Source organism: Pseudomonas sp. TH49 (genome assembly GCF_016650625.1).
GTDB lineage: Bacteria > Pseudomonadota > Gammaproteobacteria > Pseudomonadales > Pseudomonadaceae > Aquipseudomonas > Aquipseudomonas fluorescens_H.
Map to the genome: position 1 here is coordinate 2983519 of NZ_JAEKFL010000001.1, position 24580 is coordinate 3008098.

Below are 24580 nucleotides of genomic sequence, written 5' to 3' on the forward strand. Positions count from 1 at the left end.
AGGAATTATCGTTTGCTTGATTTGCGGCAGTGATTTGGAAAAACGCAGTCCCCCTTGTGGGAGCGGGCTTGCTCGCGAAAGCGGTGGGTCAGACACAGATGAATTGACTGATACACCGCTTTCGCGAGCAAGCCCGCTCCCACAGGGTTTTGTGCATGGCAGGCATGAAAAAGGCGACCCGGAGGTCGCCTTCTTGTGCAGCTAGCGTTGATCAGAACTCGTGATCAGCGTTGTCCGGGTTCAGGTCGCTGATGCCCAGCTTGCCGGCAGCGGCTTCGATCGAACCGGTCTGCTTGACCAGCGCAGCGATGGCATCACGCACGATCTGGTTGCCAGCGGTATTGCCCGCAGCGATCAACTGATCGTAGTGCTCACCCTTGTTGGCGTGATCGACCATGACCTGGATCTTGGCTTCGGTAGCGGCCAGATCGGCTTTCAGCGCGTTGTCGGCAGCCGGGTCGGCCTTGGCCACCAGCGACGACAGGCTGGCACCGGTCATCTTGGTGCCGTCGGTGCGGGTGTATTCGCCCAGGTACACGTTACGAATGCCTTTGGCATCGTAGAAGTGCGAGTTGTGGGTGTTGTCGCTGAAGCAATCCTGTTCGTCTTCCGGGGAGTTGGCTTCCAGAGACACCTTCATGCGCTCGCCCGCCAGTTCACCCAGCGACAGGCTGCCCATGCCGAACAGCATTTTGCGCAGGCCGGTTTCGGCAGGCTCGGCTTCCAGGGTGGCGCGGTAGTTGTCAGCCACGTTCGGCTTCCAGTTACCGACCATTTCTTCCAGGTCGCTGACCAGCAGTTGGGTCACCGCTTTGAGGTACGCACGACGACGATCGTTGTGACCGCCGGTGGCGCCCGCGCCTTCCAGGTAGTCGGAAGCAGGACGGTTGCCGGCGCCCGGGCCGGTGCCGTTCAAGTCCTGGCCCCAGAGCAGGAATTCGATGGCGTGGTAGCCGGTGGCGACGTTGGCTTCGGAACCGCCCAGCTCGTTCAGGCTGGCGAGTTTTTCCGGGGTGATGTCTTTGACATCGACCTTGTCTTCGCCGACCTGGACTTCAGTGTTGGCGATGATATTGGCGTTGGCACCCGGGTTACCCAGTGCGTGCTCGTAGGATTTGTCGACGTAGTCGATCAGGCCTTCGTCCAGAGGCCAGGCGTTCACCTGACCTTCCCAGTCGTCGATGATGGTGTTGCCGAAGCGGAATACTTCGCTCTGCAGGTACGGAACGCGTGCGGCGATCCATGCTTCACGGGCGGCTTTCAGCGTCTCGGCATTCGGCTTGGCGAGGAAGGCGTCTACGGCGGTTTGCAGGGTTTTCGCGGTGGATTCGGCATCGCTGTAGACGGCGAAGACCATGTCGGCGTAGTGCGCGACCACAGCCTTGGCGGCGGCTTCGTCGACTTTCCCGGCTGCGGCAGGAGCAGCGGCAGCGGTGCTGGCGGCTGGAGTCGGCGTGGCCGCAGCGGCAGCCTTGTCTTTGCCTTCGCCGCAACCGGCGAGGGAAATAGCGATGGCCAGCAGACTGGCGGTAGCCAGAGGCATACGAATCATGGCGAACATCCTGCTTCGGTAATTGAATGGACAGGGCGCGGGGGTGCGCAAAGCTGCGACATAATGCAAATCTTTCGCATTATGTGTAAAGGGCTGTGGCTGGAAATATTTCTTGTTTACGCCGGTGTGATGGCGCAGATCAAAAGATCGCAGCCTCGTTTCACTCGACAGCTCCTACAGGGGAATGCGCTCCCTGTAGGAGCTGCCGCAGGCTGCGATCTTTTGACTTTATAAAATAGCCGCGTTGCTGCGTTGGGCTTGCTTGAGGTAGGCAGTCAGTTCCCGGGCAGGCAGCGGCTTGCTGTAGTGGTAACCCTGACCTTCGTGACAGCCTTCAGAGATGATGTAGGACTCCTGCTCGGCGGTTTCCACGCCTTCGGCGATCACCTGCATGCCCAGGCTCTTGCCCAGTTGAATGATCGCGCGAACGATGGTCGCATCATCGTCGTCATCCAGCAGATCCTGAACGAAGCTCTTGTCGATCTTGATCTTGTCCAACGGCAGGCTTTTCAGATAACTCAGTGATGAGTAGCCGGTGCCGAAGTCGTCGATGGCGATCAGCGCCCCGGAACGACGCAGGCTCAGCAGATGCTGGGCGGCAGTGCTGATGTCTTCCATCAAGCCGGTTTCGGTGACTTCCAGCTCCAGGCTGCGCGGCGGCAAACGGTAGATCTGCAGCAGGTTGTTGACCACTCGCGGCAACTCGGCGTGGTGCAGTTGCACGGTGGACAGGTTGACCGCCATGCGCAGATCGACGAAGCCCTGATCGTGCCATTCGCGCAATTGCTTGCAGGCCTGATCCAGCACCCATTCGCCGATGGCGATGATCGTGCCGTTCTGCTCGGCCAGCGGGATGAACAGGTCCGGCGGCACCAGACCGTGCTCCGGGTGCTGCCAGCGAATCAGCGCTTCAACCCCGACCACGCGGTGATCGCGGTAGCTGATCTGCGGTTGATAGACGAGGTAGAACTGATCGCGAATCAGCGCGTCACGCAGGTCTTTTTCCAGTTCGCGACGGCGACGCATCTCGCTGTCGACACTGGCGATGTAGAACTGATAACGGTTGCGCGAACGGGTCTTGGCCAGCGTCATGGTCTGCTCGGCCTTCTGCAACAGCTTCTCGGTGCTGTCGCCGTCCTCGGGGAACAGGGTGATGCCGATGGTCGCGCGCAGGCGGATTTCCTGATGGTCGAGGGCAAACGCCGCTTCCAGATCATCGAGGATGCTTTGCGCCAGCTCTGCCGCTTCGTAAGGTTGTTCGATATCGGCCTGCACCAGCGCAAACTGGTCGCCGCCCAGACGGGCGAGGGCACCCAGGCGACCGCTATGGCCGCGCAGGCGGTCGGCCAGCGCCAGCAGCAACTGGTCGCCGGTCTGGTAGCTGAACTGCTCGTTGATCCCTTTGAAATCGTCCAGCCCCACGCACAATACCGCGACCCGGCGTTGCAGCTTGCCGGCGTCGACCAGAATCTTGTCCAGTTGCTGCTGCAATTGCTGGCGGTTCGGCAGGCCGGTGAGGAAGTCGTACTGGGCCATGCGCAGCAGGCTGTTTTCCGCTTCGTGGCGCAGGTGTGTGTTGCGTTCGATGGATTCAAGCAACTGGTTGGCGGTGTTGATCCAGATGCCGAGTTCGTTCTTCTCGTTGCCCTTGATCTGCGGAATCTTGTGCTCGCTGGGGCGATCGGGATTGATTTCGGTCAGGTGCTCGATGATCCGCGACAGCGGCTTGGTCAGCAGCCAGTGATAGACCAGATACAGCACCAGGCCCATGGCCAGGGCGCGCAACACGCCGGAAATGAAAATGATCACCGAACTGACGATGAAACTCTCGCCATAGGTGGCGGTGTCGAGGGTGATGCTCAGGTCGCCGTAATACTCGCTGTACGGGCCGCGGCCAACCAGTTGGGTGGTGAAGGTGCGTTCCTGACCGAGGATCAGATCGGTCAGCCAGCGGCTGTTGGAGTGCTGCAACTCGCGGGATTTTTGCGCCAGCATCGCTTCGTTGGGATGGCCGATGGAGGCCTGGCGCACGGCGTCGTCCTGGAACAGGCCTTCGATCACCTGCATGCCCATTTCCCGGTCCAGGCTGTACACGGCCTGAGTCGAGGGATCACGGAACATGTCGAGGATGCGCTGCGCATCGCCGGCCACCGCCTGGCGGGTTTTATAGGCATCGAAAACGATCTGGGCGCAGCTCAAGACTACGCCGACGATCAATGCCGAAAGGAGCACGACCCGGAGCAACTTCACCGACAAGCTGTTCTTGAGTTCCAGCTTCAAAGGGTTATTCCTTGTTCCGTGCGGGTAGCGTCAAGTTGCCATGAGTATTGGCAATCCCGTGTTGGCAGTCAAAGGGACAATCAAGCCCCGGAACATTTGCCCGTGGCCTTGGCCGAAATGCTGCTGTCTGGAGTCTCAGCTCTATTTGTACTGTGTCGGTAGTTTCGGCCCTCAACTTGAGCGGTACGGAACAAATTTTCACTGATTTGATGGTAGCCCGCTACGGCGCGGCGGCAAGAGGTCGAAGGCTGCTTTCGTTGTGGGAAAACGGCCTGAGTGGGATTCGATGCGGTGCGGCTTTTTTCGGGCATAAAAAAACCCGGCCATAGCCGGGTTTTTTATCTGGCGCGCAGCTTAAGCGGTGAAGGTTTTGCCTTCGAACTGCTCAGCAACGAACTTCCAGTTGACCAGGTTCCAGAACGCTTCAACGTACTTCGGACGCAGGTTGCGGTAGTCGATGTAGTAAGCGTGTTCCCAGACGTCGCAGGTCAGCAGCGGGGTGTCGCCGCTGGTCAGCGGGTTGCCGGCGCCGATGGTGCTGGCCAGAGCCAGGGAACCGTCAGCCTTCTTCACCAGCCAGCCCCAGCCGGAACCGAAGGTGCCGATCGAGGTTTTGCTGAACTCTTCCTTGAACTTGTCGAACGAACCGAAAGCCGCGTTGATGGCTTCAGCCAGTGCGCCGGTTGGTTGACCGCCGGCGTTTGGCGCCAGGCAGTTCCAGTAGAAAGTGTGGTTCCAGACCTGAGCGGCGTTGTTGAAGATGCCGCCCGAGGAAGTCTTGACGATCTCTTCCAGGGTCTTGCCTTCGAACTCGGTGCCTGGCACCAGGTTGTTCAGGTTCACGACATAGGTGTTGTGGTGCTTGTCGTAGTGAAATTCCAGGGTTTCCTTGGAAATGTGCGGCTGCAGGGCATCGTGTGCGTAAGGCAGCGGCGGCAATTCGAAAGCCATGATGATTCTCCTAATCAGGTCTGTTGCGGTGAGCGCAAGGCCGATCACGGGCGGCCAGAAATGCACCGACGAGTTTTTACTCTTTGCGGCGCAGGGTTCGGATCATAGCACCGGGGTCAAGGCTTAACCACGCAACAACTGTGTGGGATAGAGGTTCCAGAGCTGTTTGGAATAAATCACTGCGCCAATATCAATTGCCCTGCGACTGTAAACATCATCAACGCCACCACCAGATCTAGAATCCGCCAGGTACTCGGCCTTGCCAGCCATGGCGCAAGCCATGCGGCACCGAGGGCAAGAGTGAAAAACCACAGCAGCGATGCACTCGCCGCGCCCACGACATAAGCCCCCGGCACCGACTGCTGCGCACCGAGCGAGCCGATCAGCAACACCGTGTCCAGATAAACGTGCGGATTGAGCAACGTCACTGCCAGCGCGCTGAGCATCACCGCGCGCAACGAGCGTACGGTGTGGTTTTCGCCCTGATCCAGACTCTGTTTCGAGAACGCCCGGCGCAGCGCCTGGCTGCCGTACCAGATCAGAAAGACGGCGCCGCCCCAGCGCGCCACTGCGAGCAATGTCGGGTTCTGCGCCAACACCGTGGCCAGGCCGAAAACCCCGGCCGCCACCAGCAGCGCATCGCACGCCACGCACAGCGCCGCCACCGGCAGGTGATGTTCGCGCCGCAGGCTCTGGGCCAATACAAAAGCATTCTGCGTGCCGATCGCCATGATCAACCCGAACGCCACCAGCAGGCCGTTCACATAGCTTTGCCACATAACGATTACTCCGCGTTGGCTGCGAGATCGCGCAGCACTTGCATGGCGCGTTCGGCGTCGGTCTGTCCGACAAACAAGTGGTCGTGGTAGTAACCGGCGATCACGTTGCAACTGATCCCGGCCTTGCCCAGTGCGCTGGCGAACGCAGCGGTGAGGCCGACCGCTTCCAGTGCCGAATGCACGTTGAGGGTGATCCACGCTGCGACATAATCGAAACTGAACCCGGCGTGTTCCGCCTGAGAGCGTTCGAGGATCACAGTCAGGCCTTCCTGTTCACGAAAGCTGCCGACAATCTCCAGACCGTTGGGCAACTGAGCGTCACGCAGGGTGCAGAACACGTATTCACCGGCGTTGAGCTGCGGGCTCATGCTGCGCAGCAACGTCGTGAGTGAGGTTTCGCCAGCCATTGCAGTGTTCCTTGATAAAGAGTGCTTGCTGGCTATTCTCCGGTCGAAAGCTGTATAAGAAAAACCAATAGTGCTGATCGCTCATTAGGAAAACTGATGTTCGACTATAAATTGCTTTCCGCGCTGGCCGCTGTGGTCGAGCAGGCCGGATTCGAACGCGCCGCACAGGTGCTGGGCTTGTCGCAATCGGCGATTTCCCAGCGGATCAAACTGCTGGAAGCGCGGGTCGGCCAACCGGTGCTGGTGCGCGGCACGCCGCCGTCGCCGACCGAGATTGGCCGGCGGCTGCTCAACCATGTGCAGCAGGTGCGCCTGCTTGAGCGTGACTTGCAGACCCTGGTGCCGGCGCTCGACGAAGAGGGCGTGCCGGAGCGTTTGCGCATCGCCCTCAACGCCGACAGCCTCGCCACCTGGTGGGCCGAAGCCGTGGGCGATTTCTGCGCCGAGCAGCATTTATTGCTGGATCTGGTGGTGGAAGATCAGACCGTCGGCCTCAAGCGCATGCGTGCCGGGGAGGTTGCGGCGTGTGTCTGTGCCAGCGAACGCCCGGTGGCCGGTGCGCGCAGTGTGTTGCTCGGGGCGATGCGCTATCGGGCGCTGGCCAGTCCGGCGTTCATCGAACGGCATTTTCCCGATGGAGTGCGTGCCGAACAGTTGCCGCGTACCCCGGCGCTGGTGTTCGGGCCGGACGATTTCCTCCAGCATCGCTACCTCGCATCGCTCGGTGTCGACGGTGGTTTCGAGCACCACTTGTGCCCGTCCTCCGAAGGTTTTGTGCGTCTGACCGAAGCCGGGTTCGGTTGGGGACTGGTGCCGGAACTGCAAGTGCGCGAGCAGTTGCAACGCGGGACTTTGCGCGAACTGTTGCCAGATAAACCGATCGATGTGCCGTTGTACTGGCATCATTGGCGCAATGGCGGTCAGTTGCTGGGCTTGCTGACCGAACAATTGCTACGTTCTTCACCACGATGGCTGGTGCCCTTGGGCTGACGGTCAGCGTCAAGACAGACGTATCAGGTAAACGAAAGACATCGGAGCGTTACATGAAAATTCTGGTCACCGGCGCAAGCGGCTTCATTGGCGGACGCTTTGCGCGTTTCGCCCTGGAGCAGGGCCTGGACGTGCGGGTCAACGGTCGCCGGGCCGAGAGCGTCGAGCATCTGGTGCGCCGTGGCGCCGAGTTCGTCCCGGGCGATCTCACCGATGCGGATCTGGTGCGCGACCTCTGCGCCGACGTCGAAGCCGTGGTGCACTGTGCCGGTGCCGTCGGCTTGTGGGGGCGTTATCAGGACTTTCATCAAGGCAACGTGCAGGTTACCGAAAACGTCGTCGAAGCCTGCCTAAAGCAGCGCGTGCGGCGGCTGGTGCATCTGTCGTCGCCGTCGATCTACTTCGATGGCCGCGATCACCTCGGCCTGACCGAAGAGCAAGTGCCAAAGCGCTTCAAACATCACTACGCAGCGACCAAATACCTGGCCGAGCAAAAGGTCTTCGGCGCCCAGGAATTCGGCCTCGAAACCATCGCCCTGCGCCCGCGTTTCGTCACCGGTGCCGGCGACATGAGCATCTTCCCGCGCCTGCTGAACATGCAGCGCAAGGGGCGTCTGGCGATCATCGGCGACGGCCTGAACAAGGTCGACTTCACCAGCGTGCAGAACCTCAACGAAGCGCTGCTCAGCAGCCTGCTGGCGGCCGGTTCCGCGTTGGGTAAGGCCTACAACATCAGCAATGGCGCGCCGGTGCCGTTGTGGGATGTGGTCAATTATGTGATGCGCAAAATGGAAGTGCCGCAGGTCACCAAATACCGCTCGTACGGTCTGGCCTACAGCGTTGCGGCGCTCAACGAAGGCGTGTGCAAACTCTGGCCGGGGCGCCCGGAGCCGACCCTGTCGCGGCTGGGCATGCAGGTCATGAAGAAAAATTTCACCCTCGACATCAGTCGCGCCCGGCATTATCTGGACTACGATCCGAAAGTCAGCCTGTGGTCGGCCCTCGACGAGTTCTGTGGCTGGTGGAAAGCCCAGGACATCCGTTGATACAAGTCGCCCGGCCGGCAATGAACCGCACTGCCGCGTGAGGGTCAATCCCTGCGGCTGCGGTGGTTATACTTCGCAGCATTCAGCCATCACCGCGTTCCACAAAGGTTGCCTCAATGTCCATGCGTAACGATGCCAACGACGATTTCGACGATGTACCGAGCCTGCGGGCCGACACCTTTGACGACGATGACATTCCGCCGACCGCCCGCACTTCCGTGCATTCGCGCACGCCGCCGGTGGTCAAGGTCAAGGCCGCGAGCACCGGGCCGTTGTGGGCGCTGGTTGGCGCGCTGTTCTTTGCTTTCATCGGTCTGGCCTGGTGGAGCTTCCAGCAGATTTCGCTGATGGAGCAGCAACTGGTGGCCACCCAGGAAAGCTTTGCGCGCATCAGCGAGGAAGCGGCGGGGCGCCTGCAGGATATTTCCGGCAAGGTCGTCGCCAGCCAGAGCAACGTCAACAGTGACAGCGAAGCCTTGAAGCAACAGATCAAACAGCTGGAAACCCAGTTGCTGGATCAAAGTAAACAGCAGCAAGGCGTGGTCGGTCAGACCAGCGATCTGGACAAGCGTCTGGCGCAGATGACCGCGCAGACCACCGAACAACAGAACGCCAATACCCAGTTGCAGGCTCAGGTCAAAGCCCTGAGTGCGGAACTGGCAACCCTGAAAAGCGCCCCGGTCGATACCGGCAAGTTCGATGCGCAGCTCAAGAGCCTGAGTGCCGATATTGCCGCGCTGAAGAAGCAAGGCAACCCGAGCGCGGCGATCGAGCGTCTGGAGCAGGAAATCATCGTCCTCAAGAGTGAACAGGACAACCGCCCGGCCGCTGCGCAGGGTGGCGGCAATACCGCCGAGTTCGATGCATTCCGCGGCCAGATGACCCGCAACATCAACACCCTGCAGGCGCAGATCCAGAACTTGCAGCAGCAGATCAATGCCCGGCCATAGGGCCTGATGAACTGTAGCCAGGGACCTTTGTGGTGAGGGGATTCATCCCCGATGGGGCTGCGCAGCAGCTCCCTGGTATCAGCTCGGTGTGTCAGGAAATATGTGTTCTCTCCATCAGGGCTGCTGCGCAGCCCATCGGGGATAAATCTCCTCGCTACAGGATGCGGCGCCCCATCCGACCCCAAGCCGTCTACGCTCTTGAAACACCAACAAGAACGAGGGATGCGTTATGGGGTTTTTGCATAAAGTGGCGTGGCTCGGTGTAATGCTTTTTGTGGGGGTAGCGCAGGTCAACGCTGCCACCGCGCAAAAGGACGACAGCAAGGCCGCCATTGCGCTGCTGGAAAAGGCCCTGGCCTATTACCACGACAATGGCGACAAGGCCTTCGCCGCGTTCAGCCGTCAGGGCGAGTTTGTCGACAAGGATCGCTACGTGTTCGTGGTCGATACCAAAGGCGTGATGCTCGCCAGTGGCGGCCCATCCTCAGCGTTGATCGGCCGTGACGTCAGCGAGGTGCTTGCGCCGGATTTGCAGAAAGCCTTCAAGGACGCCTTGCTGGTGCCGGAAGGCAACGGCATTCAACAGGCCGAATACCGCTGGCAGAACTGGGCGGACGGCAAGGTCGAGCGCAAACATGTGTATTACCAGCGCATCGGTCAGCGCATTCTGGCGGTCGGTTATTACCTGCCGCGTGCTTCAGCCGAGCAGGCCAAGGCACTCCTCGACAAGGCTGCAACCGATCTGGGGAAAAACGAGAAGGGCACCCTGACGGCCATCAACTCGCTCAAGGGCGGTTATCTGCAGGATGACTTGTATGTGTTCGTCGTCGATTTGAACACCCAGCGCTACGTGGCCCACGGCACCAACCTGCGCCTGATCAATACCGATTTCAGCAAGATCAACGACCCGGAAGGCAAACCGGTGGGCGAGCCGATTCTGGCGCTGATCGCCAAGCAGGATGACGGCGAATACGAATACCGCTGGAAAAACCCGGTGACCGGCAAGGTCGAGGACAAGCATGCCTACCTGAAAAAGGTCGGGCATTTTCTGGTGGCGGTGGGTTACTACAGCCCTTGAAAATACCTTTGCCCCCCTGTGGGAGCGAGCCTGCTCGCGAAGGCATAGTGTCAGCTGACATCACAGTTGAATGACACACTGCTTTCGCGAGCAGGCTCGCTCCCACAGGTTTTCATGGCACCTGTTCCTATTTGGCGCCGTGCTCCCGCCCGCGCAGCAACTTGTTCGGCATCGCGATCGCCGCCGCCAGACCCAGCAGCGACACCGCCGTACTCACCCACAGCAAATGCCGGAACGTCACCGAAAGCTCGGCGCGCAGGGCGTTCTGTGCCTCACCCGGGGCGGCGTTCAAACCGTCGAGCAGCACATTGCCTGAATGCCCCTCGCTGATCAGCGCGTTGCTCGCCAGATGGGCAAAACTCGAGTCCTGCAAAAAGGCCAGCAACAGCGCCGACATCAACGCCACGCCCACCGCGCCGCCCAGCGAGCGGAACAGGTTGGTGGTGCTGGTGGCGACGCCGATGTCGCGCTGATCCACCGAGTTCTGCGTGCCCACCAGTGAGGTCGGGAACTGCATGCCGCCGGCAATCCCGCTGAGCAGCATGAACAGGCTGCTGACCAGCGTCGCGTCCGGTGGGCTGAACGCCATGCCGAGAATCGAGATCGGCATCAGCAGCGCGCCAGTCAGAATCTGTGGTTTGTAACGGCCGGTGACCGAGGTGCGGCGTCCGGCGAAATAAGCGCCAATCGGCAGCCCCATCGCCAGCGGCAGCAAGTGCAACGCCGCGGCATCGGCCCCGGCGCCGGTGACGCTCTGGAAGCGCAGCGGCATCAGCACGATCAGCGAGATCGCCTGGAAACTGGTGAAGAAAATCGTGCACCAGCACAGCAACGCATTGCGGTTGGTGAACAGGTGCATCGGCAGCAGCGGCTCACGCGCCCGGCGTTCATGCCAGACGAACACCGCCAGTACCAGCACTGCACAGGCAAACAAGCCGAGCACTTCGCTGCTGCGCCACGAATGGCCCTGACCGACCTGAGTGATGCCCAGCAGCAGGGCGGTCAAACCGATGATCATCAGCAGTGTGCCGAGGTAGTCGATGATCGGCTTGCGCTGTGGAATCGGCAGCCCGCGCAGGTTGCGATTGGCAACCCACCAGGCGCCAAGCCCCAGCGGCAAGTTGATCAGGAACACCCAGCGCCACGACAGGTATTCGGTCATGTAGCCGCCGAGCACCGGCCCGGCGACGCTGGCGACCGCGTACATGCTGCTGAAGTAACCCTGATAACGGCCGCGTTCACGGGGCGGGACGATGTCGCCGATGATCGCCTGACTGACCGAAATCATCCCGCCGGCGCCGATGCCCTGGAGAATCCGCGCCAGCACCAGTTGTTCCATGCTTTGCGCCATACCGCAGAACAGCGAGGCGAGGGTGAACAGGCCCATGCCGAACAGCATCAGTTTGCGCCGCCCGTACAGGTCGCCGAGCTTGCCGTAGATCGGCACGGCCACAGTCATCGCCACCATGTACCCGGAAATCACCCAGGCCAGCAGGCTGACATCCTTGAATTGTGCGGAGATGGCGGGCATCGAGACGGCGACGATGGTCTGGTCCAGCGCGCCGAGAAAGATCGCCAGCATCAGCGCGACCAGCACGCTGCGAATGGCCGGTTTGGGTGTTTCAGGCTGGTGAAGATTGGTCACGGGCGAAACCTGCGGGCAGTGAGAGTCCCGCGGATCGTCAGGCGAGCGGGAATGCTCGCCAGTGTAAGTCGGTAGGAAGCTATTCGATAGCCTCATAAGGAAGTCCGACGTAATTTTCTGCAATGGTTTTCCGACCCGCTTCTGAACTGACAAAGTAGTCCAGTTCCGAGGCGCTGATGCGCTGACTGAAATCATCATGTTCGTCGAAGCGGTGCAGCATCGAAGTCATCCACCAGGAGAAACGTTCGGCTTTCCATACCCGGCGCAGGCAGATTTCCGAGTATTTCTCCAACAAGTCCGTGCGTCCTTCGCGGTAAACCTTCAGCAGGATATTGAACAAAGTGCTGACGTCACTGGCCGCCAGATTCAGGCCCTTGGCGCCAGTGGGCGGGACGATATGCGCGGCATCGCCAAGCAGAAACATCCGCCCGTACTGCATCGGCTCGACGACAAAACTGCGCAGCGGCGCGATGCTTTTTTCAATCGACGGGCCGGTCACCAGTTTCTCGGCAAGCGCCGTGGGCAAGCGGGTTTTGAGTTCATCCCAAAAGCGCTGATCGGACCAGGCGGCGACATTTTCCTCGGCCGGCACTTGCAGGTAGTAACGGGTGCGAGTGGCCGAGCGCATGCTGCACAGGGCGAAGCCGCGTTCGTGACGGGCGTACACCAGCTCATCGTGCACCGGCGGCGTGTCCGCGAGAATCCCCAGCCAGCCGAACGGATAGACCCGCTCGAAAATCTTCAGGCAGTCTTCGGGAATCGACTGCCGGGCCACGCCGTGAAAACCATCGCAACCGGCAATGTAATCGCAGTCGACGCGCCATGTTTCCCCGTCCTTTTCGAAAGTGACAAAGGCCTCGTCGCTTTTCATGCCGTGAGGAACGACATCGCTCACTTCATAAAACGACAGCGCCCCGGCCTCCCGACGAGCGGCCATCAGGTCGCGAGTGACTTCGGTCTGGCCGTAAACCATGACGGTTTTGCCGCCGGTCAAACCCTGCAGATCGATGTGTGCCAGACGTCCATCCAATGCCAGATCGAAGCCGGTGTGTACCAACCCTTCGGCATCCATGCGCGCACCCACGCCGGCCTGACGCAACAGCTCTACCATGCCCTGTTCAAGCACCCCGGCGCGAATTCGCCCGAGCACGTAATCGGGTGTCTGGCGTTCGACAATCAGGGTGTCGATGCCGGCGTTGTGCAGCAACTGACCGAGGAGCAATCCGGACGGACCGGCGCCGATGATGGCGACTTGGGTTTTCAGCGTTTTCATTGTTTTTATGACTCGCAAGCTTCACGCGACGGGAGCCGGTGAATGATTTTTATGGATCGAGTGCTTGCATTTTTCCCTTGCGGGTCTGTCAATTGAAGGTGAAAACTGAGCCGATACCTGTACATTCTGCCAATCGGTGCGATTATCGCCCGCAACCTCGAGGCCTGGATTGAAGTGATGAACAAGCCTGACCTGCCTTCGATTCCGGTGTTCAAGCTCTACGGTGAAAGCCTGGACTGGCCGACCCCTGACTTGCTGCACTGTGAAACCATTTCCAAACGCAGCCGCGAACATCAATGGGAAATCAAACCCCACCGCCACGCCGATTTGTGCCAGTTGCTCTTCGTCTTCAAAGGTCAGGCAGAGCTTGAAATCGAAGGTCAACGCACGCAGCTCAACGAACCCGCCATTCAAGTCCTGCCACCGTTGTCGGTGCATGGCTTCCGCTTTTCCGAGGACGTCGAAGGATTCGTCGTCACCCTCGCCAATCCGTTGATCAATCACTTGCAGGCGCAACTGGGCAATTCGGTGCACGCACTGGCCCAGGCCGAGCACTATCCGGCGGGCAAGGATGCGGAGTACCTGAACAGCCTGTTTTCAGCGTTGCAGGCCGAGTACAACGGCCATCAGCCAGCGCGGGAAATGCTCATGCATTCGCTGGTGAGCGTGATCATGGTCTGGGTCAGCCGACAGGCGATCGTGCGCCATAACGCCAGCCAGCGACCGCAACGCCAGCGCGAATACCTCAACGGGTTCATTCAATTGGTGGAGGAGACTTACCGCCAGCATGTGAAGGTCGAAGACCTCGCCCATCGCCTGGGGATTTCGGTGTCGCACCTCAACGGCACCTGCCGGGAACTGGCAGGGCAGCCGGCGCTGCAGATCATGCACGAACGCCAGTTGCTGGAAGCCAAACGTTTGCTGACCTACACCAGCATGACCATTTACGAGATGTCGGAGTTGTTGGGGTTTTCCGATCCGACCAACTTCACGCGCCTGTTCCGGCGCCGGGTGGGGATATCGCCAAAGGCCTTCCGCGACCGGCTGAAGGCCGAGCAGTGATCTTGTAGACGCTGCGGTCTCCTGTGGGAGGGGGCTTGCTCCCGAAAGCGGTCTATCAGTTTGCATCAATGCTGAATGACACACCGCATTCGGGAGCAAGCCCCCTCCCACAGGATCGCACTGCAACTCAGGTCAATCAGCGCAACGCATTAAGCGTCGCGTTATGCGGAATGCAGCGCTCGAAATTGCAACTCGCGAACTCGCGGGGCAGTTGTCGCAGTTGCTCGACCCGCCAGGCCGCGGTGCCGTACAGCGCCAGCGTGGCGGCGCAGGTGATGAAAATCGCGAAGTACCTTCTTGTTCTGATGTTCATGGCGTTGACCTCTGAACGCATACCCTGCGGTATTACTTTCAGCATAGGTCAGCGGTACAGAGTTGCCAGCCACGGCTCCCGCGTAGGTGACATACCTTCAGCACACGGATGACACCTGTGGGAGCGGGCTTGCTCGCGAAGGCGGTGTGTCAGTCTGGATTGCCCTCGACTGACACGACGCATTCGCGAGCAAGCCCGCTCCCACAGGAATACCGGATTTACAGGCCAATATCCCATTTTGGATTTTCCGGGAATCGTTCGACGAGAAAATCCAGCATGCTGCGCAGCGCCGCCGGCATGTGTTTGCGTGACGCATACACCGCGTAGATGTTCATCTGCCGTGGCTCGGCATCGGGCAGCAAACGCACCAGTTCACCGGCATGCACGTGAACCCCGGCCTGATAGGTCGGCAGCATCGCCACCCCCGCGCCGGCCAGCGTCGCGCGCAACAGGGTGCTGGCCTCATTGGCGCTGATGTTGCCCTGTACCGGCACCGACACCGGTTCGCCGTCCTCCTCGAAATGCCACAGGCTTTTGCCGAAATACGAGTGCGTGAGGCAATTGTGTCGGCTCAGGTCCTCGACCCGCTGCGGCGGCGGATTGTCGCGCAAATAAGCCGGTGCGGCGCAGACCACCGAGCGGCACACGGTCAGGCGTCGGGCGATCAGGTTCGGGTCCAGGTCATTGCTGGTGCGGATCGCCAGGTCGATGCGCTCATCCACCAGATTCACCGTGCGGTCGAGCATCTGCAGATCGATGCTGACCCCGGGGTAACGCTTGACGTACGCCGCCATCGCATCGGCCAGTTGCGCCTGGCCGAACGAGGTGCTGACGCTGATACGCAGCAATCCTCGCGGTGCATCGTGCGGTTCACTGACTGCTGCCTGCATATCCGTCGAAAGTTCGAGCATCTGCCGACAGCGCGGCAGGATTTCACTGCCGGCGGCGGTCAGGCTCAACTTGCGCGTGGTGCGGTGCATCAGGCGCGCGCCGACCCAGTCTTCCAGCTCCGCCAGATAGCGCGATACCACCGGCCGTGACAGGTCCAGATGATCGGCGGCCGCCGACTGGCTGCCCAGATCCACCACCGTGACAAACACCCGCATTGCTTGAAGACGATCCATGATTTGCCCGCTTTCAGAAACAAACTATGTCCAAGCATCGCATTTTTTGTACCGAGTCAGGCAACTAAGCTCTGTCCCATCGCCAACCACGGCATTCGGACCACGGAGCAACAGATGATCGGCTTCACTTCCCTCAAGCGCGTTTTGCTGGCCACCGCCACCCTCGGTTTCGCGGCCCACGCCGCTGCCGCCAACCTGACCCTGGATGTCTACAACCCGGGCACCAACGCGATTTTCCCGGTGACTTCGGTGCTGGTCAGCGGCGAGAAAGACGCGATCCTGGTCGACGCGCAATTCGGCAAGGCCCAGGCCGAGCAGGTGGTGGAAAAGATCCGCGCCAGCGGCAAGCACTTGACCACCATCTACATCAGCCACGGTGACCCGGATTACTACTTCGGCCTCGACACCCTGACTCAGGCTTTCCCCGACGCCACCGTGCTGGCCTCGCAGCCGACCGTCGATCACATCAAGCAGACCGTCGACGGCAAACTCGCCTTCTGGGGCCCGAAAATGGGCGCCGACGTACCGGCCAAAACCATCGTGCCGGGCGTGCTCAAGGGCGATAGCCTGATGCTCGAAGGACAGAAATTGCAGGTGGTGGGACTTGAAGGCAAACAACCGGATCGCAGTTTCGTGTGGATTCCGTCGCTCAAGGCTGTGGTCGGTGGCGTCGTGGTCGCCGAGAACATTCATGTGTGGATGGCTGATACCCAGACCGCGCAATCCCACTCCGACTGGCTGCAAACCCTGCACTCGATCGAAACCCTCAAGCCGAAAACCGTGGTGCCGGGTCACTATCTGGGCGAGAGCAGCCGCTCGCTGGCCAGCGTGAAATTCACCGCCGACTACATTAAGGCTTTCGACGAAGAAACCGCCAAGGCCAAAGATTCCGCCGCACTGATCAAGGCCATGCAAAAACGCTACCCGAAACTCGGCGAAGAAAGCTCGCTGGAGCTGAGCGCCAAAGTCGCCAAGGGCGAAATGAAGTGGTAACCCGATTGATCTGAAACGGAGGTCGAGAGGACTTTTGTGGCGAGGGAGCTTGCTCCCGCCCGCCTGCGCAGCAGGCGTAAAACCTGAAAGTGCGTTGAATCTGAAAGAGGCGGGGAGTGCTTCGCCCTCCAGCGGGAGCAAGCTCCCTCGCCACAGGGAATACCGCTTCAAGATTAGATTTATGCCGTCGTTGAAACTCTCAAGCCAACTGGAGAATGTCATGAGCAAGATCGCAATCATTGGTGCCACCGGCCGTGCCGGTAGCCAACTGCTGGAAGAAGCCCTGCGTCGCGGCCATAGCGTCACCGCCATCGCCCGCGATACCTCGAAGATCGGTAACCGTGCCGGTGTGGTCAGCAAGAATGTCGATGTGCTGGATTCGGCGGCGCTGCAAGCCGCCGTCGCCGGTCATGACGTGGTGATCAGCGCCGCGCATTTCGCCACCGTACCGGCCAGTGCCGTGGTCGGCCCGGTGAAGCAGGCGGGCGTGAAGCGTCTGCTGGTGGTCGGGGGGGCCGGTTCGCTGTTGCTGCCGGACGACACCCGAGTGATCGACAGCGAGGGTTTCCCCGCCGAATACAAAACCGAGGCCAGTGCGGGGGCGGCGTTTCTCGATGCGTTGCGTCAGGAGCAGGATCTGGACTGGACCTTCCTCTCGCCATCGGCAGAGTTTGTCGAAGGTGAGCGCACCGGCACCTTCCGCGTCGGCAAGGATCACTTGCTGGTGAGTGCCGAAGGTCGTAGCTGGATCACCTTCGCCGATTACGCGATCGCGCTGATCGACGAAGTGGAAACGCCGAAGCATTCGCGTCAGCGGTTTACGGTCGGCTACTAAGCAACGACGCGGAACAAATGTGGGAGCGGGCTTGCTCGCGAAGGCGGAGTGTCAGCGACATTTGAAGTGACTGACACTCCGCGTTCGCGAGCAAGCCCGCTCCTACAGGGTTATGTGGTGTTTCAGCGGGTATGCGCCTGTTCCACCAGCCAGATCATCAGCTCCTCCAACTGCGGCAATGCTTCCCCACCCTGCGGCATCACCACGTAGTACCCCAGCCCCGTCTTCACCTTCAGATCAAACGGCATCACCAGCCGCCCGGCGTGCAGGTCATCGCCGATCAGCGACCAGTCGCCAATCGCCACACCCGTCCCGTGGGAGGCCATCGACATCGCCTGATCCAGCGTCTCGAAATGCTGCCCCGTGTCGACGTTGCTCAATTGCAACCCGGCGGCTGTCAGCCACACGGTCCAGTCCTGGATATCGTGGGTGGGATGCAGCAGCAGATGCTGTTGCAGATCGGCCGGTTCGCTGAGTGCCGGCGGGCCTTTCAATAAGGCTGGCGAACACACCGGCGTCAGTTGCTCATCGAACAGGTGCAGGGCAGTCGACGAATTGTCCGGCGGGGTGCCGTAGATCACCGCGGCATCGAATGGCTCACGCTGAAAGTCCACGCCGTGGGCCAGTGTGGTGGTCAGTTTGACCGGCACATCCGGGCGTTCCTTTTGCCACTGCAGCAGGCGCGGCACCAGCCAGCGCATCACGCAGCTCGGCGCCTTGAGTTGCAGGGTTTGCCGCTTGAGACCGATCTGCTCGGTCGCTTCGCTGATCAGGCCAAAGATCTTCTCCACCCGTGGCAGCCACTCACGTCCTTCAGCGGTCAGCTCAAGGCCTCGGGCCAGACGAATGAACAATTCATAACCGAGATGATCCTCGAGCCCGGCGATCTGCCGGCTCACTGCGCCCTGGGTGATGTGCAACTGCTCGGCCGCCCGGGTGAAGTTGCAGCACTGCGCAGTGATCAGAAACGTGTGCAGGGCGGGCAGGGGAGGCAGTCGTTTCATGGGGATCCGAGGTATGACGTGAGGACATGGCTAGTATGACTTTTAATCGATTGTTGCCGCTACTCGCCGCCCGTTCAATGAGCCCAATCAAGGGCTCTTTGTAGGAGTGAGCCTGCTCGCGATTGCGCTGTGTCATTGCCATTGATGCTGGCTGACACATCGCTTTCGCGAGCAAGCCCGCTCCCACCAAGGGCCCAGTGTTTCAACCGAATAAAAGGGCAATCGGCATGGCGACGTGTGGCGAAGTACTGGTCAAGTTACTCGAAGATTATGGGGTCGAGCAGGTGTTCGGCATTCCCGGGGTGCACACCGTTGAGCTGTATCGCGGGCTGGCCCGTTCGCGCATCAACCACGTCACTCCACGGCATGAACAGGGTGCCGGTTTCATGGCTGACGGCTATGCACGCACCAGCGGCAAACCGGGTGTGTGCTTCATCATCACCGGCCCGGGCATGACCAACATCACCACCGCGATGGGCCAGGCGTACGCCGACTCGATCCCGATGCTGGTGATCTCCAGCGTGCAGACCCGCAGCCAGTTGGGCGGCGGTCGTGGCAAGCTTCACGAGTTGCCGAACCAGAGCGCGCTGGTCGGCGGTGTCGCTGCGTTCTCTCACACCCTGATGTCCGCTGCGGAATTGCCGGGCGTGCTGGCGCGTGCCTTCGCCCTGTTCCAGGCCGGGCGTCCACGTCCGGTGCACATCGAGATTCCGCTGGACGTGCTGGTCGAAGAGGCCGATGAATTGCTCGGCAGTGTTCCGGTGATCATCGATCGTGCCGGTGCGGCACCGAGTGCCGTCAGCCGCATGACTGAGCTGCTGGCCAACGCCAAGCGCCCGCTGATTCTCGCTGGCGGCGGAGCCATCGACGCCGCACCCGAGCTGACCCGACTGGCCGAGCGCCTCGATGCCCCCGTAGCACTGACCATCAACGCCAAAGGCATGTTGCCGTCGAACCACCCGCTGCTGATCGGCTCGACGCAAACGCTGGTCGCGACCCGTGCACTGGTGGCCGATGCCGACGTGGTGCTGGCGATCGGCACCGAGCTGGCGGAGACCGATTACGACGTCACCTTCGCCGGTGGTTTCGAGATCCCCGGCAAGTTGCTGCGCATCGACATCGACGCCGATCAAACCGTGCGCAACTATCCGCCGCACGTGGCGTTGGTCGCCGATTCGCGCAACGCCGCGCAAGCGCTGCTCAGTGCGCTGGCACAGCAAAAACTCGCCGAACGCAGCAGCGATTGGGGCCAGGTTCGCGTCGCACAATTGCGCACTGAACTGGCCGCGAGCTGGGATGCGCCGACCCTGGCCCAGACCCTCTTTCTCGACACTGTGCTTGATGAACTGCCGGATGCGGTGTTCGTCGGCGATTCCACGCAACCGGTGTACACCGGCAACCTCACGTTCAACCCGGATCACCCGCGTCGCTGGTTCAATTCGTCCACCGGTTACGGCACCCTCGGTTACGCCTTGCCGGCGGCGATCGGCGCATGGCTCGGCGGCCGCATCAAGGGCGGCGCGCGCCCGCCAGTGGTGTGCCTGATCGGCGATGGCGGTTTGCAGTTCACCCTGCCGGAACTGGCCAGTGCGGTTGAAGCGCGCACGCCGGTGATCGTCCTGTTGTGGAATAACCAGGGCTACGAAGAGATCAAGAAGTACATGGTCAACCGTGCCATCGAGCCGGTTGGCGTCGATATCTACACCCCGGATTTCATCAGCGTCGCAAAGGCCCTGGGCTGCGCCGCCGAAGCGATCAGCTCGGTTGAACAGCTGCGTGGTGCGCTGCGTGCCGCCACTGATCGTCAGGGCCCGACCCTGATTGAAATCGACCAGACTCAATGGATGCAGGCGGTGGCCAAATGATCAATTTCCCAACCACACTCGATGGCCTGTACATCAACGGCCAATGGTCTGCCGGTCGCGAACATCTGCGGGTGATTAACCCGGCCACCGAAGCGCTGCTGACCACGGTCAATGGCGGCGATGAAAGCGCGGTTGATCTGGCCGTCAGCGCAGCCACTGAAGCGTTCAAGCGCTGGTCGAAAACCAGCGGTGCCGAACGTGGTGCGATCCTGCGCAACATCGCCAATGGCGTGCGCAACGGTCGCGATCACCTGATGCAGCTGCAGTCGAGCAACAACGGAAAACCGCAGTTCGAAGCGTCCATTGACGTCGATGATGTGATCGCCACGTTCGAGTATTACGCCGAACTCGCCGAAGGTCTCGATGCGCACCAGGACAGCAATGTGCCGCTGCCCAGCGACGACTTCAGTGCGCGTCTGCGGCGTGAGCCGTGTGGTGTGGTCGGGCTGATCGTGCCGTGGAATTTCCCGATGGTCACCACCGCGTGGAAACTCGCGCCGGCGCTGGCCGCCGGTTGCTGCGTGGTGTTGAAACCGTCGGAAGTCACGCCGCTGCCGGAGCTGGAACTGGCGGCGATCATCGCCGAATCCGGTCTGCCCCAAGGCGTGTTCAACCTGGTGTGCGGCACCGGTCTGGCGGTCGGTGCGCCGCTGTCGGCGGATCCGCGCATCGCCAAGATCTCCTTCACCGGCAGCAACGCGGTCGGCGTGCAAGTGATGCAACGCGCCGCCGAAACGGTGAAGGGCGTGAGCCTGGAACTGGGTGGCAAATCTTCGCTGCTGGTGCTGGCCGATGCCGATCTGGAACTGGCGGTGGAGCTGGCCTGTGGCGGCGGATTCTTCAACGCCGGGCAGATGTGCTCGGCCACCAGTCGGGTGTTGGTCGCCGATGAACTGGCCGACGAATTCCTTATCCGTTTGCAGACCCGCGCGGAAAAAATCCGCGTGGCCGATCCGTTCGATCCTGAAGTGGAGATGGGCGCGCTGGTCAATCAGGCGCAGTACCAGCGCGTGCTCGGCCACATCGACCGCGGCTTGAGCGCCGGGGCGAAATTGATCTGCGGCGGCAATCGTCCGGCGGATCTGCCACGCGGGTATTTCCTGCAGCCGACGGTGTTCACCGAGGTGCCCCTCGACAGTGCGTTGTGGTGTGAAGAGATCTTTGGCCCGGTGCTCTGCGTGCGCAGTTTCAGCAGCGAAGCCGAGGCGATTGCCTTGGCCAACGACAGCCAGTTCGGGCTGGTCGCCAGTGTGGTGACTCGCGATGCGGCTGCGGCAGATCGGGTAGCGAATGCGTTGCAGGCCGGGCTGGTGTGGATCAACTCGCCGCAGGTGATCTTCCCGCAGACCGCCTGGGGTGGCTACAAGCAGAGCAGCATCGGCCGTGAATTGGGGCCGTGGGGCCTGGCCGCTTTTCAGGAAATCAAGCACGTGATCCGGGCGGTCTGAACGGCGTGTCGGGTCTTGGCGATCTGATCCGGATTTTTTGCTGAGCATTCCGGCCTCTTCGCGAGCAAGCTCGCTCCCACATTGGATGTGTGATCAACACTAGTCCACTGTGGGAGCGGGCTTGCTCGCGAAAGCGTCAGCCGCAGCAGAGCAGATTCCGGATCAGACCGACTGCCGCAACCGCGCCAGATCCCGCAACGGCGGCGCGCCAAACAAGCGGCTGTACTCGCGGCTGAACTGCGACGGACTTTCATACCCGACTCGATAGCCCGCGGCCGACGCTTCCAGCCCTTCAGCCAGCATCAGGCGTCGCGCCTCTTGCAGGCGCAGCTGCTTCTGGTACTGCAACGGACTCATCGCCGTCATTGCCTTGAAACGGTGATGCAGGGTCGAGACGCTGAGGTTCACTTCCTTCGCCAGATCATCGATGCGCAGCGGCTGCTCGAAGTTGCCGTTGAGCCATTTGATCGCCTGGCTGATGCGGTGGCTCTGGCTGTTGGCAATCGCGATTTCATACAAGCGATGACCCTGCGGACTGCGCAGCAGGCGATAGAGAATCTCCCGGCGAATCAGTGGCGCGAGCATGGCGATGTCTTTCGGCGCATCCAGCAGTCGCGCCAGACGCAATACCGCGTCGAGCATCGCGCTGTCGATCTGCTCGACATACAGACCGCGTCCCGTGGGCCGGGTCGGCACACCCATCGGGCCGGCGTCGGCGATCAGTGCGGTGATTTCCGCCGGGTCGATGTCCAGGCGCACAGCGAGGATCGGCTCCTCCGGCGAGACATTCACCACCCGTCCGCTGAGCGGCATCGAGACCGAGACCACCAGGTAATTCAGCGGATCGTAATTGAAGTACTCATCCGCCAGCCGCACCTCTTTCCGACCCTGAGCCATGATGCACAGCGCCGGTTGCGCGAGTACCGGGGCGAAGTCGTGGGATTGGGTGTGGCGCGACATGAACAGCGAGCCGATGGCGGTCGCATAACTGCCATCGTCGGTGGTGTTGCGACGGATGATCGCCGCGAGTTCTGCGCGCTGTTTTTCCATGTCGGCATCGGGCGGGGCTTGGAAACGATCGAATGACGTCATGCACGGCATCCTCGGCAAGGGATCTGGAATGGGGCAGAGCATAAGTTTGTGCAAGCGCGAGCGGTAGACACATCCTGTCAAATGCTTGCCTGATTCTGCATGGGCTGGTTTTGCGCGTCGGCCATCAGCCCACGACCGCCACCTTACCCCTTGCGGCGAATACCCCTGTAGGAGCTGGCGAAGGCTGCGATCTTTTGATTTTAAAAGCGAAAGTCAAAAGATCGCAGCCTGCGGCAGCTCCTACACAAAACGCGTATGACAGCGGTGTGACAGGGTTTTAGCGGTGGTTGCCGGACTTTTGTGCAGTCTCGCAGGATTGTGCAACGCAGCGGCAGGAATCGACTAACGGCACCCTGCGACCGGCCCTTAACCTTGGATCCTGTCGCAGCCCGTCCCCCGGCTGCCACGCGACTCCCTGGGAGGGTTGAACATGTCCAAGCAGATTCCCGTCAGTCATATGGCCTTCGTTCGAGCGCGCGCCGGACGCTCCGCCGAACTCGGTGTGCGCCTCAGTGCCTTGATCGAACCCTCACGCAACGCCCCCGGTTGCCTGAGCTTTGCCCTGCAGCATTCGCAATGCGATCCGGAGCTGTGGCTGGTCTCCGGTTTCTGGAGCCATCAACAGGCGATGACCGCGTATTTCAATAGCCCGTCGATGCAGATCTTTGCCGAGTTGGTCCAGGACCTGGTGGTCAACAGCCTGGATTTCCACACCTTCAAAGAGGTGTCGGCGGCGCAGGCGCTCGGACAATGTCCGGCACCGATACACAAACTCGCCGGTTGAGGGTTTAATGTCCGGCTTATTCGTCTGAGCCAGGATGTGTGCCATGGCACGTAAAGAGTTTGAACACTTCGAAGCAGTCTCCGCAGTCGTCCCCGTCGAGTTGGGCGGCAACAAGGGTTATCACGCGGCAATCGCGGTCAAGGCCCTGGTCGATGGCGGTGCGCCACGCTTCCACAAACTGCTGGGTGATCAGGTGTTTCCCGGCGCCATCGCTGCCGATGACGCGGCGACCCAGGAGCTGGACCGCCTCAAGGGTGTCACCGATGACGCCGAGCTGATCTGGTAACTGCGCTTACTTGCCCGCACCCGGACGCCACATCTTGAACAGGGCTTCAGGCCCCAACTGGAAATAGTCCGCCGGCCCGCCGCCGCGCAGAATCGGTTCTGCCGCGGCGGTGTCGTAGATCCCGTCCTTCAACAGCCACTTGGCGATATGCACGGCGACCACTTCGCCGAGAATCAGCCAGCTCGGCACGGTTTCGCCATCGGCGCGCTGCAACTGAATGATCTGTGTGACCTTGCATTCGAAGGACACCGGGCTTTCGGCTACCCGTGGCACCGCAATCACCTTCGACGCCACCGGCGTCAGCCCGGCCAATTCAAACTCGTTGACCTGCGGCGCGACCATCGCGCAGCTCTGGTTCATCTGCTCGGCCAGCGGCCGGGTGGCGAGGTTCCAGGCGAATTCACCGGTCTGCTCGATGTTGTTCAAGCTGTCTTTGCGCCCGACGCTGGAAAAACCAATGATCGGCGGAATGTAATTGAACGCGTTGAAGAAGCTGTAAGGCGCCAGATTCAGCTGGCCGTGGGCATCCTGCGAAGAAATCCAGCCGATGGGGCGCGGGCCGACGATGGCGTTGAACGGATCGTGGGGCAGGCCGTGGCCATTGGCGGGTTCGTAGTAGTGGATGTCATCGGACATGGTGGGGATTCCTGGCATTCGTGAGCGTTCAATAGTGCAAGGGCACGCCGCCTATTTCCAGCCGGATGTGCATCCCTGTAGGAGTGAGCCTGCTCGCGATAGCGTTGTGTCAGCTGATACACATTTGACTGGCACACCGCTATCGCGAGCAGGCTCACTCCTACAGGGAATAGTTTTGATGTTTCAG

The 24580-nt window shown here is 60.9% G+C and carries 23 protein-coding genes; 11 read left to right on the forward strand and 12 right to left on the reverse strand.

Annotation, left to right across the window (positions count from 1 at the left end):
- Window positions 1-211: 211 nt before the first annotated feature.
- The 5 genes from JFU48_RS13590 to JFU48_RS13610 all read right to left on the reverse strand — a co-directional run bounded on the left by JFU48_RS13590 (window position 212) and on the right by JFU48_RS13610 (window position 5969).
- Window positions 212-1552: an imelysin family protein gene (locus tag JFU48_RS13590; RefSeq protein ID WP_003227663.1), complete on the reverse strand. Its 1341-nt coding sequence runs from the start codon at window positions 1550-1552 to the stop codon at window positions 212-214.
- Window positions 1553-1780: 228 nt separating this feature from the next.
- A complete protein-coding gene (locus JFU48_RS13595; RefSeq protein ID WP_003227662.1) occupies window positions 1781-3832 on the reverse strand; it encodes a putative bifunctional diguanylate cyclase/phosphodiesterase in 2052 nt (683 codons plus the stop codon).
- A gap of 354 nt (window positions 3833-4186) precedes the next feature.
- Entirely contained in the window at window positions 4187-4783 is a 597-nt protein-coding gene (locus tag JFU48_RS13600; protein ID WP_201136712.1) for a superoxide dismutase, read from the reverse strand.
- A gap of 176 nt (window positions 4784-4959) precedes the next feature.
- A complete protein-coding gene (locus tag JFU48_RS13605; RefSeq protein ID WP_103486325.1) occupies window positions 4960-5562 on the reverse strand; it encodes a LysE/ArgO family amino acid transporter in 603 nt (200 codons plus the stop codon).
- 5 nt (window positions 5563-5567) lie between these two features.
- Window positions 5568-5969: an ACT domain-containing protein gene (locus tag JFU48_RS13610; protein WP_201136713.1), complete on the reverse strand. Its 402-nt coding sequence runs from the start codon at window positions 5967-5969 to the stop codon at window positions 5568-5570.
- A 96-nt stretch (window positions 5970-6065) separates the two neighbouring features.
- Between JFU48_RS13610 and JFU48_RS13615 the strand changes: the two genes are divergently transcribed.
- The 4 genes from JFU48_RS13615 (at window position 6066) to JFU48_RS13630 (ending at window position 10033) form a co-directional block, all read left to right on the forward strand.
- Window positions 6066-6959 (forward strand): LysR family transcriptional regulator ArgP, encoded by an 894-nt coding sequence (locus JFU48_RS13615; RefSeq protein ID WP_003227656.1) that lies wholly within the window; start codon window positions 6066-6068, stop codon window positions 6957-6959.
- Window positions 6960-7012: 53 nt separating this feature from the next.
- Window positions 7013-8005 (forward strand): NAD-dependent epimerase/dehydratase family protein, encoded by a 993-nt coding sequence (locus tag JFU48_RS13620; protein ID WP_103486323.1) that lies wholly within the window; start codon window positions 7013-7015, stop codon window positions 8003-8005.
- Window positions 8006-8121: 116 nt separating this feature from the next.
- The gene (locus JFU48_RS13625; protein ID WP_003227652.1) at window positions 8122-8955 is read left to right on the forward strand and encodes a hypothetical protein; all 834 of its coding nucleotides are present in this window, start codon (window positions 8122-8124) and stop codon (window positions 8953-8955) included.
- Between the two features lie 229 nt (window positions 8956-9184).
- Entirely contained in the window at window positions 9185-10033 is an 849-nt protein-coding gene (locus JFU48_RS13630) for a cache domain-containing protein (protein WP_201136714.1), read from the forward strand.
- A gap of 127 nt (window positions 10034-10160) precedes the next feature.
- On the opposite strand, the gene JFU48_RS13635 is transcribed toward JFU48_RS13630, so the two are convergent.
- Together JFU48_RS13635 and pobA are read right to left on the reverse strand one after the other, a co-directional pair.
- On the reverse strand, window positions 10161-11678 hold the full coding sequence (locus tag JFU48_RS13635; protein ID WP_201136715.1) for a DHA2 family efflux MFS transporter permease subunit: 1518 nt from the start codon (window positions 11676-11678) through the stop codon (window positions 10161-10163).
- A gap of 79 nt (window positions 11679-11757) precedes the next feature.
- On the reverse strand, window positions 11758-12951 hold the full coding sequence (pobA, locus tag JFU48_RS13640; RefSeq protein WP_201136716.1) for a 4-hydroxybenzoate 3-monooxygenase: 1194 nt from the start codon (window positions 12949-12951) through the stop codon (window positions 11758-11760).
- Between the two features lie 177 nt (window positions 12952-13128).
- Between pobA and JFU48_RS13645 the strand changes: the two genes are divergently transcribed.
- Window positions 13129-14013, forward strand: a complete 885-nt coding sequence (locus JFU48_RS13645; protein ID WP_103486318.1) for a helix-turn-helix domain-containing protein — start codon at window positions 13129-13131, stop codon at window positions 14011-14013.
- 136 nt (window positions 14014-14149) lie between these two features.
- Here JFU48_RS13645 and JFU48_RS13650 read toward each other — a convergent pair whose 3' ends face one another.
- Both JFU48_RS13650 and JFU48_RS13655 read right to left on the reverse strand, forming a co-directional pair.
- Window positions 14150-14326, reverse strand: coding sequence for a hypothetical protein (locus JFU48_RS13650; RefSeq protein WP_003227641.1), 177 nt, complete (start codon window positions 14324-14326; stop codon window positions 14150-14152).
- Between the two features lie 218 nt (window positions 14327-14544).
- On the reverse strand, window positions 14545-15450 hold the full coding sequence (locus JFU48_RS13655; protein WP_207199012.1) for a LysR family transcriptional regulator: 906 nt from the start codon (window positions 15448-15450) through the stop codon (window positions 14545-14547).
- A gap of 114 nt (window positions 15451-15564) precedes the next feature.
- Here JFU48_RS13655 and JFU48_RS13660 point away from each other — a divergent pair, with 114 nt between their 5' ends.
- Together JFU48_RS13660 and JFU48_RS13665 are read left to right on the forward strand one after the other, a co-directional pair.
- A complete protein-coding gene (locus JFU48_RS13660; RefSeq protein ID WP_201136717.1) occupies window positions 15565-16443 on the forward strand; it encodes an MBL fold metallo-hydrolase in 879 nt (292 codons plus the stop codon).
- Between the two features lie 220 nt (window positions 16444-16663).
- Entirely contained in the window at window positions 16664-17278 is a 615-nt protein-coding gene (locus JFU48_RS13665) for an NAD(P)-dependent oxidoreductase (RefSeq protein ID WP_201136718.1), read from the forward strand.
- Window positions 17279-17400: 122 nt separating this feature from the next.
- Here the strand turns inward: JFU48_RS13665 and JFU48_RS13670 are convergent, their stop codons facing one another.
- Complete coding sequence (locus JFU48_RS13670; protein ID WP_201136719.1) at window positions 17401-18282, reverse strand: LysR substrate-binding domain-containing protein; 882 nt, start codon at window positions 18280-18282, stop codon at window positions 17401-17403.
- Window positions 18283-18509: 227 nt separating this feature from the next.
- Between JFU48_RS13670 and JFU48_RS13675 the strand changes: the two genes are divergently transcribed.
- Together JFU48_RS13675 and JFU48_RS13680 are read left to right on the forward strand one after the other, a co-directional pair.
- Entirely contained in the window at window positions 18510-20147 is a 1638-nt protein-coding gene (locus JFU48_RS13675) for a 5-guanidino-2-oxopentanoate decarboxylase (RefSeq protein ID WP_201136720.1), read from the forward strand.
- Window positions 20147-21595, forward strand: coding sequence for an aldehyde dehydrogenase family protein (locus tag JFU48_RS13680; RefSeq protein ID WP_201137083.1), 1449 nt, complete (start codon window positions 20147-20149; stop codon window positions 21593-21595). Before JFU48_RS13675 ends, JFU48_RS13680 begins: the two co-directional genes overlap by 1 nt.
- Window positions 21596-21757: 162 nt before the next feature.
- On the opposite strand, the gene JFU48_RS13685 is transcribed toward JFU48_RS13680, so the two are convergent.
- Window positions 21758-22687, reverse strand: coding sequence for an AraC family transcriptional regulator (locus JFU48_RS13685; protein ID WP_003227633.1), 930 nt, complete (start codon window positions 22685-22687; stop codon window positions 21758-21760).
- A gap of 430 nt (window positions 22688-23117) precedes the next feature.
- Here JFU48_RS13685 and JFU48_RS13690 point away from each other — a divergent pair, with 430 nt between their 5' ends.
- Together JFU48_RS13690 and JFU48_RS13695 are read left to right on the forward strand one after the other, a co-directional pair.
- The gene (locus tag JFU48_RS13690; protein WP_201136721.1) at window positions 23118-23471 is read left to right on the forward strand and encodes an antibiotic biosynthesis monooxygenase family protein; all 354 of its coding nucleotides are present in this window, start codon (window positions 23118-23120) and stop codon (window positions 23469-23471) included.
- 43 nt (window positions 23472-23514) lie between these two features.
- Window positions 23515-23757: a hypothetical protein gene (locus JFU48_RS13695; RefSeq protein WP_103486312.1), complete on the forward strand. Its 243-nt coding sequence runs from the start codon at window positions 23515-23517 to the stop codon at window positions 23755-23757.
- A 6-nt stretch (window positions 23758-23763) separates the two neighbouring features.
- On the opposite strand, the gene JFU48_RS13700 is transcribed toward JFU48_RS13695, so the two are convergent.
- Window positions 23764-24393 (reverse strand): flavin reductase family protein, encoded by a 630-nt coding sequence (locus JFU48_RS13700; RefSeq protein WP_201136722.1) that lies wholly within the window; start codon window positions 24391-24393, stop codon window positions 23764-23766.
- Window positions 24394-24580 lie beyond the last annotated feature (187 nt).

What these genes read in the sequence shown, in the direction of transcription:
- JFU48_RS13620 (WP_103486323.1), top strand. Translation starts at nt 7,013, where the DNA reads ATGAAAATTCTGGTCACCGGCGCAAGCGGCTTCATTGGCGGACGCTTT.
- JFU48_RS13650 (WP_003227641.1), bottom strand. Translation starts at nt 14,326, where the DNA reads ATGAACATCAGAACAAGAAGGTACTTCGCGATTTTCATCACCTGCGCC.
- JFU48_RS13655 (WP_207199012.1), bottom strand. Translation starts at nt 15,450, where the DNA reads ATGGATCGTCTTCAAGCAATGCGGGTGTTTGTCACGGTGGTGGATCTG.
- JFU48_RS13610 (WP_201136713.1), bottom strand. Translation starts at nt 5,969, where the DNA reads ATGGCTGGCGAAACCTCACTCACGACGTTGCTGCGCAGCATGAGCCCG.
- JFU48_RS13685 (WP_003227633.1), bottom strand. Translation starts at nt 22,687, where the DNA reads ATGACGTCATTCGATCGTTTCCAAGCCCCGCCCGATGCCGACATGGAA.
- JFU48_RS13630 (WP_201136714.1), top strand. Translation starts at nt 9,185, where the DNA reads ATGGGGTTTTTGCATAAAGTGGCGTGGCTCGGTGTAATGCTTTTTGTG.
- pobA (WP_201136716.1), bottom strand. Translation starts at nt 12,951, where the DNA reads ATGAAAACGCTGAAAACCCAAGTCGCCATCATCGGCGCCGGTCCGTCC.
- JFU48_RS13605 (WP_103486325.1), bottom strand. Translation starts at nt 5,562, where the DNA reads ATGTGGCAAAGCTATGTGAACGGCCTGCTGGTGGCGTTCGGGTTGATC.
- JFU48_RS13615 (WP_003227656.1), top strand. Translation starts at nt 6,066, where the DNA reads ATGTTCGACTATAAATTGCTTTCCGCGCTGGCCGCTGTGGTCGAGCAG.
- JFU48_RS13600 (WP_201136712.1), bottom strand. Translation starts at nt 4,783, where the DNA reads ATGGCTTTCGAATTGCCGCCGCTGCCTTACGCACACGATGCCCTGCAG.
- JFU48_RS13695 (WP_103486312.1), top strand. Translation starts at nt 23,515, where the DNA reads ATGGCACGTAAAGAGTTTGAACACTTCGAAGCAGTCTCCGCAGTCGTC.
- JFU48_RS13660 (WP_201136717.1), top strand. Translation starts at nt 15,565, where the DNA reads ATGATCGGCTTCACTTCCCTCAAGCGCGTTTTGCTGGCCACCGCCACC.
- JFU48_RS13665 (WP_201136718.1), top strand. Translation starts at nt 16,664, where the DNA reads ATGAGCAAGATCGCAATCATTGGTGCCACCGGCCGTGCCGGTAGCCAA.
- JFU48_RS13690 (WP_201136721.1), top strand. Translation starts at nt 23,118, where the DNA reads ATGTCCAAGCAGATTCCCGTCAGTCATATGGCCTTCGTTCGAGCGCGC.
- JFU48_RS13670 (WP_201136719.1), bottom strand. Translation starts at nt 18,282, where the DNA reads ATGAAACGACTGCCTCCCCTGCCCGCCCTGCACACGTTTCTGATCACT.
- JFU48_RS13590 (WP_003227663.1), bottom strand. Translation starts at nt 1,552, where the DNA reads ATGATTCGTATGCCTCTGGCTACCGCCAGTCTGCTGGCCATCGCTATT.
- JFU48_RS13675 (WP_201136720.1), top strand. Translation starts at nt 18,510, where the DNA reads ATGGCGACGTGTGGCGAAGTACTGGTCAAGTTACTCGAAGATTATGGG.
- JFU48_RS13625 (WP_003227652.1), top strand. Translation starts at nt 8,122, where the DNA reads ATGTCCATGCGTAACGATGCCAACGACGATTTCGACGATGTACCGAGC.
- JFU48_RS13645 (WP_103486318.1), top strand. Translation starts at nt 13,129, where the DNA reads ATGAACAAGCCTGACCTGCCTTCGATTCCGGTGTTCAAGCTCTACGGT.
- JFU48_RS13700 (WP_201136722.1), bottom strand. Translation starts at nt 24,393, where the DNA reads ATGTCCGATGACATCCACTACTACGAACCCGCCAATGGCCACGGCCTG.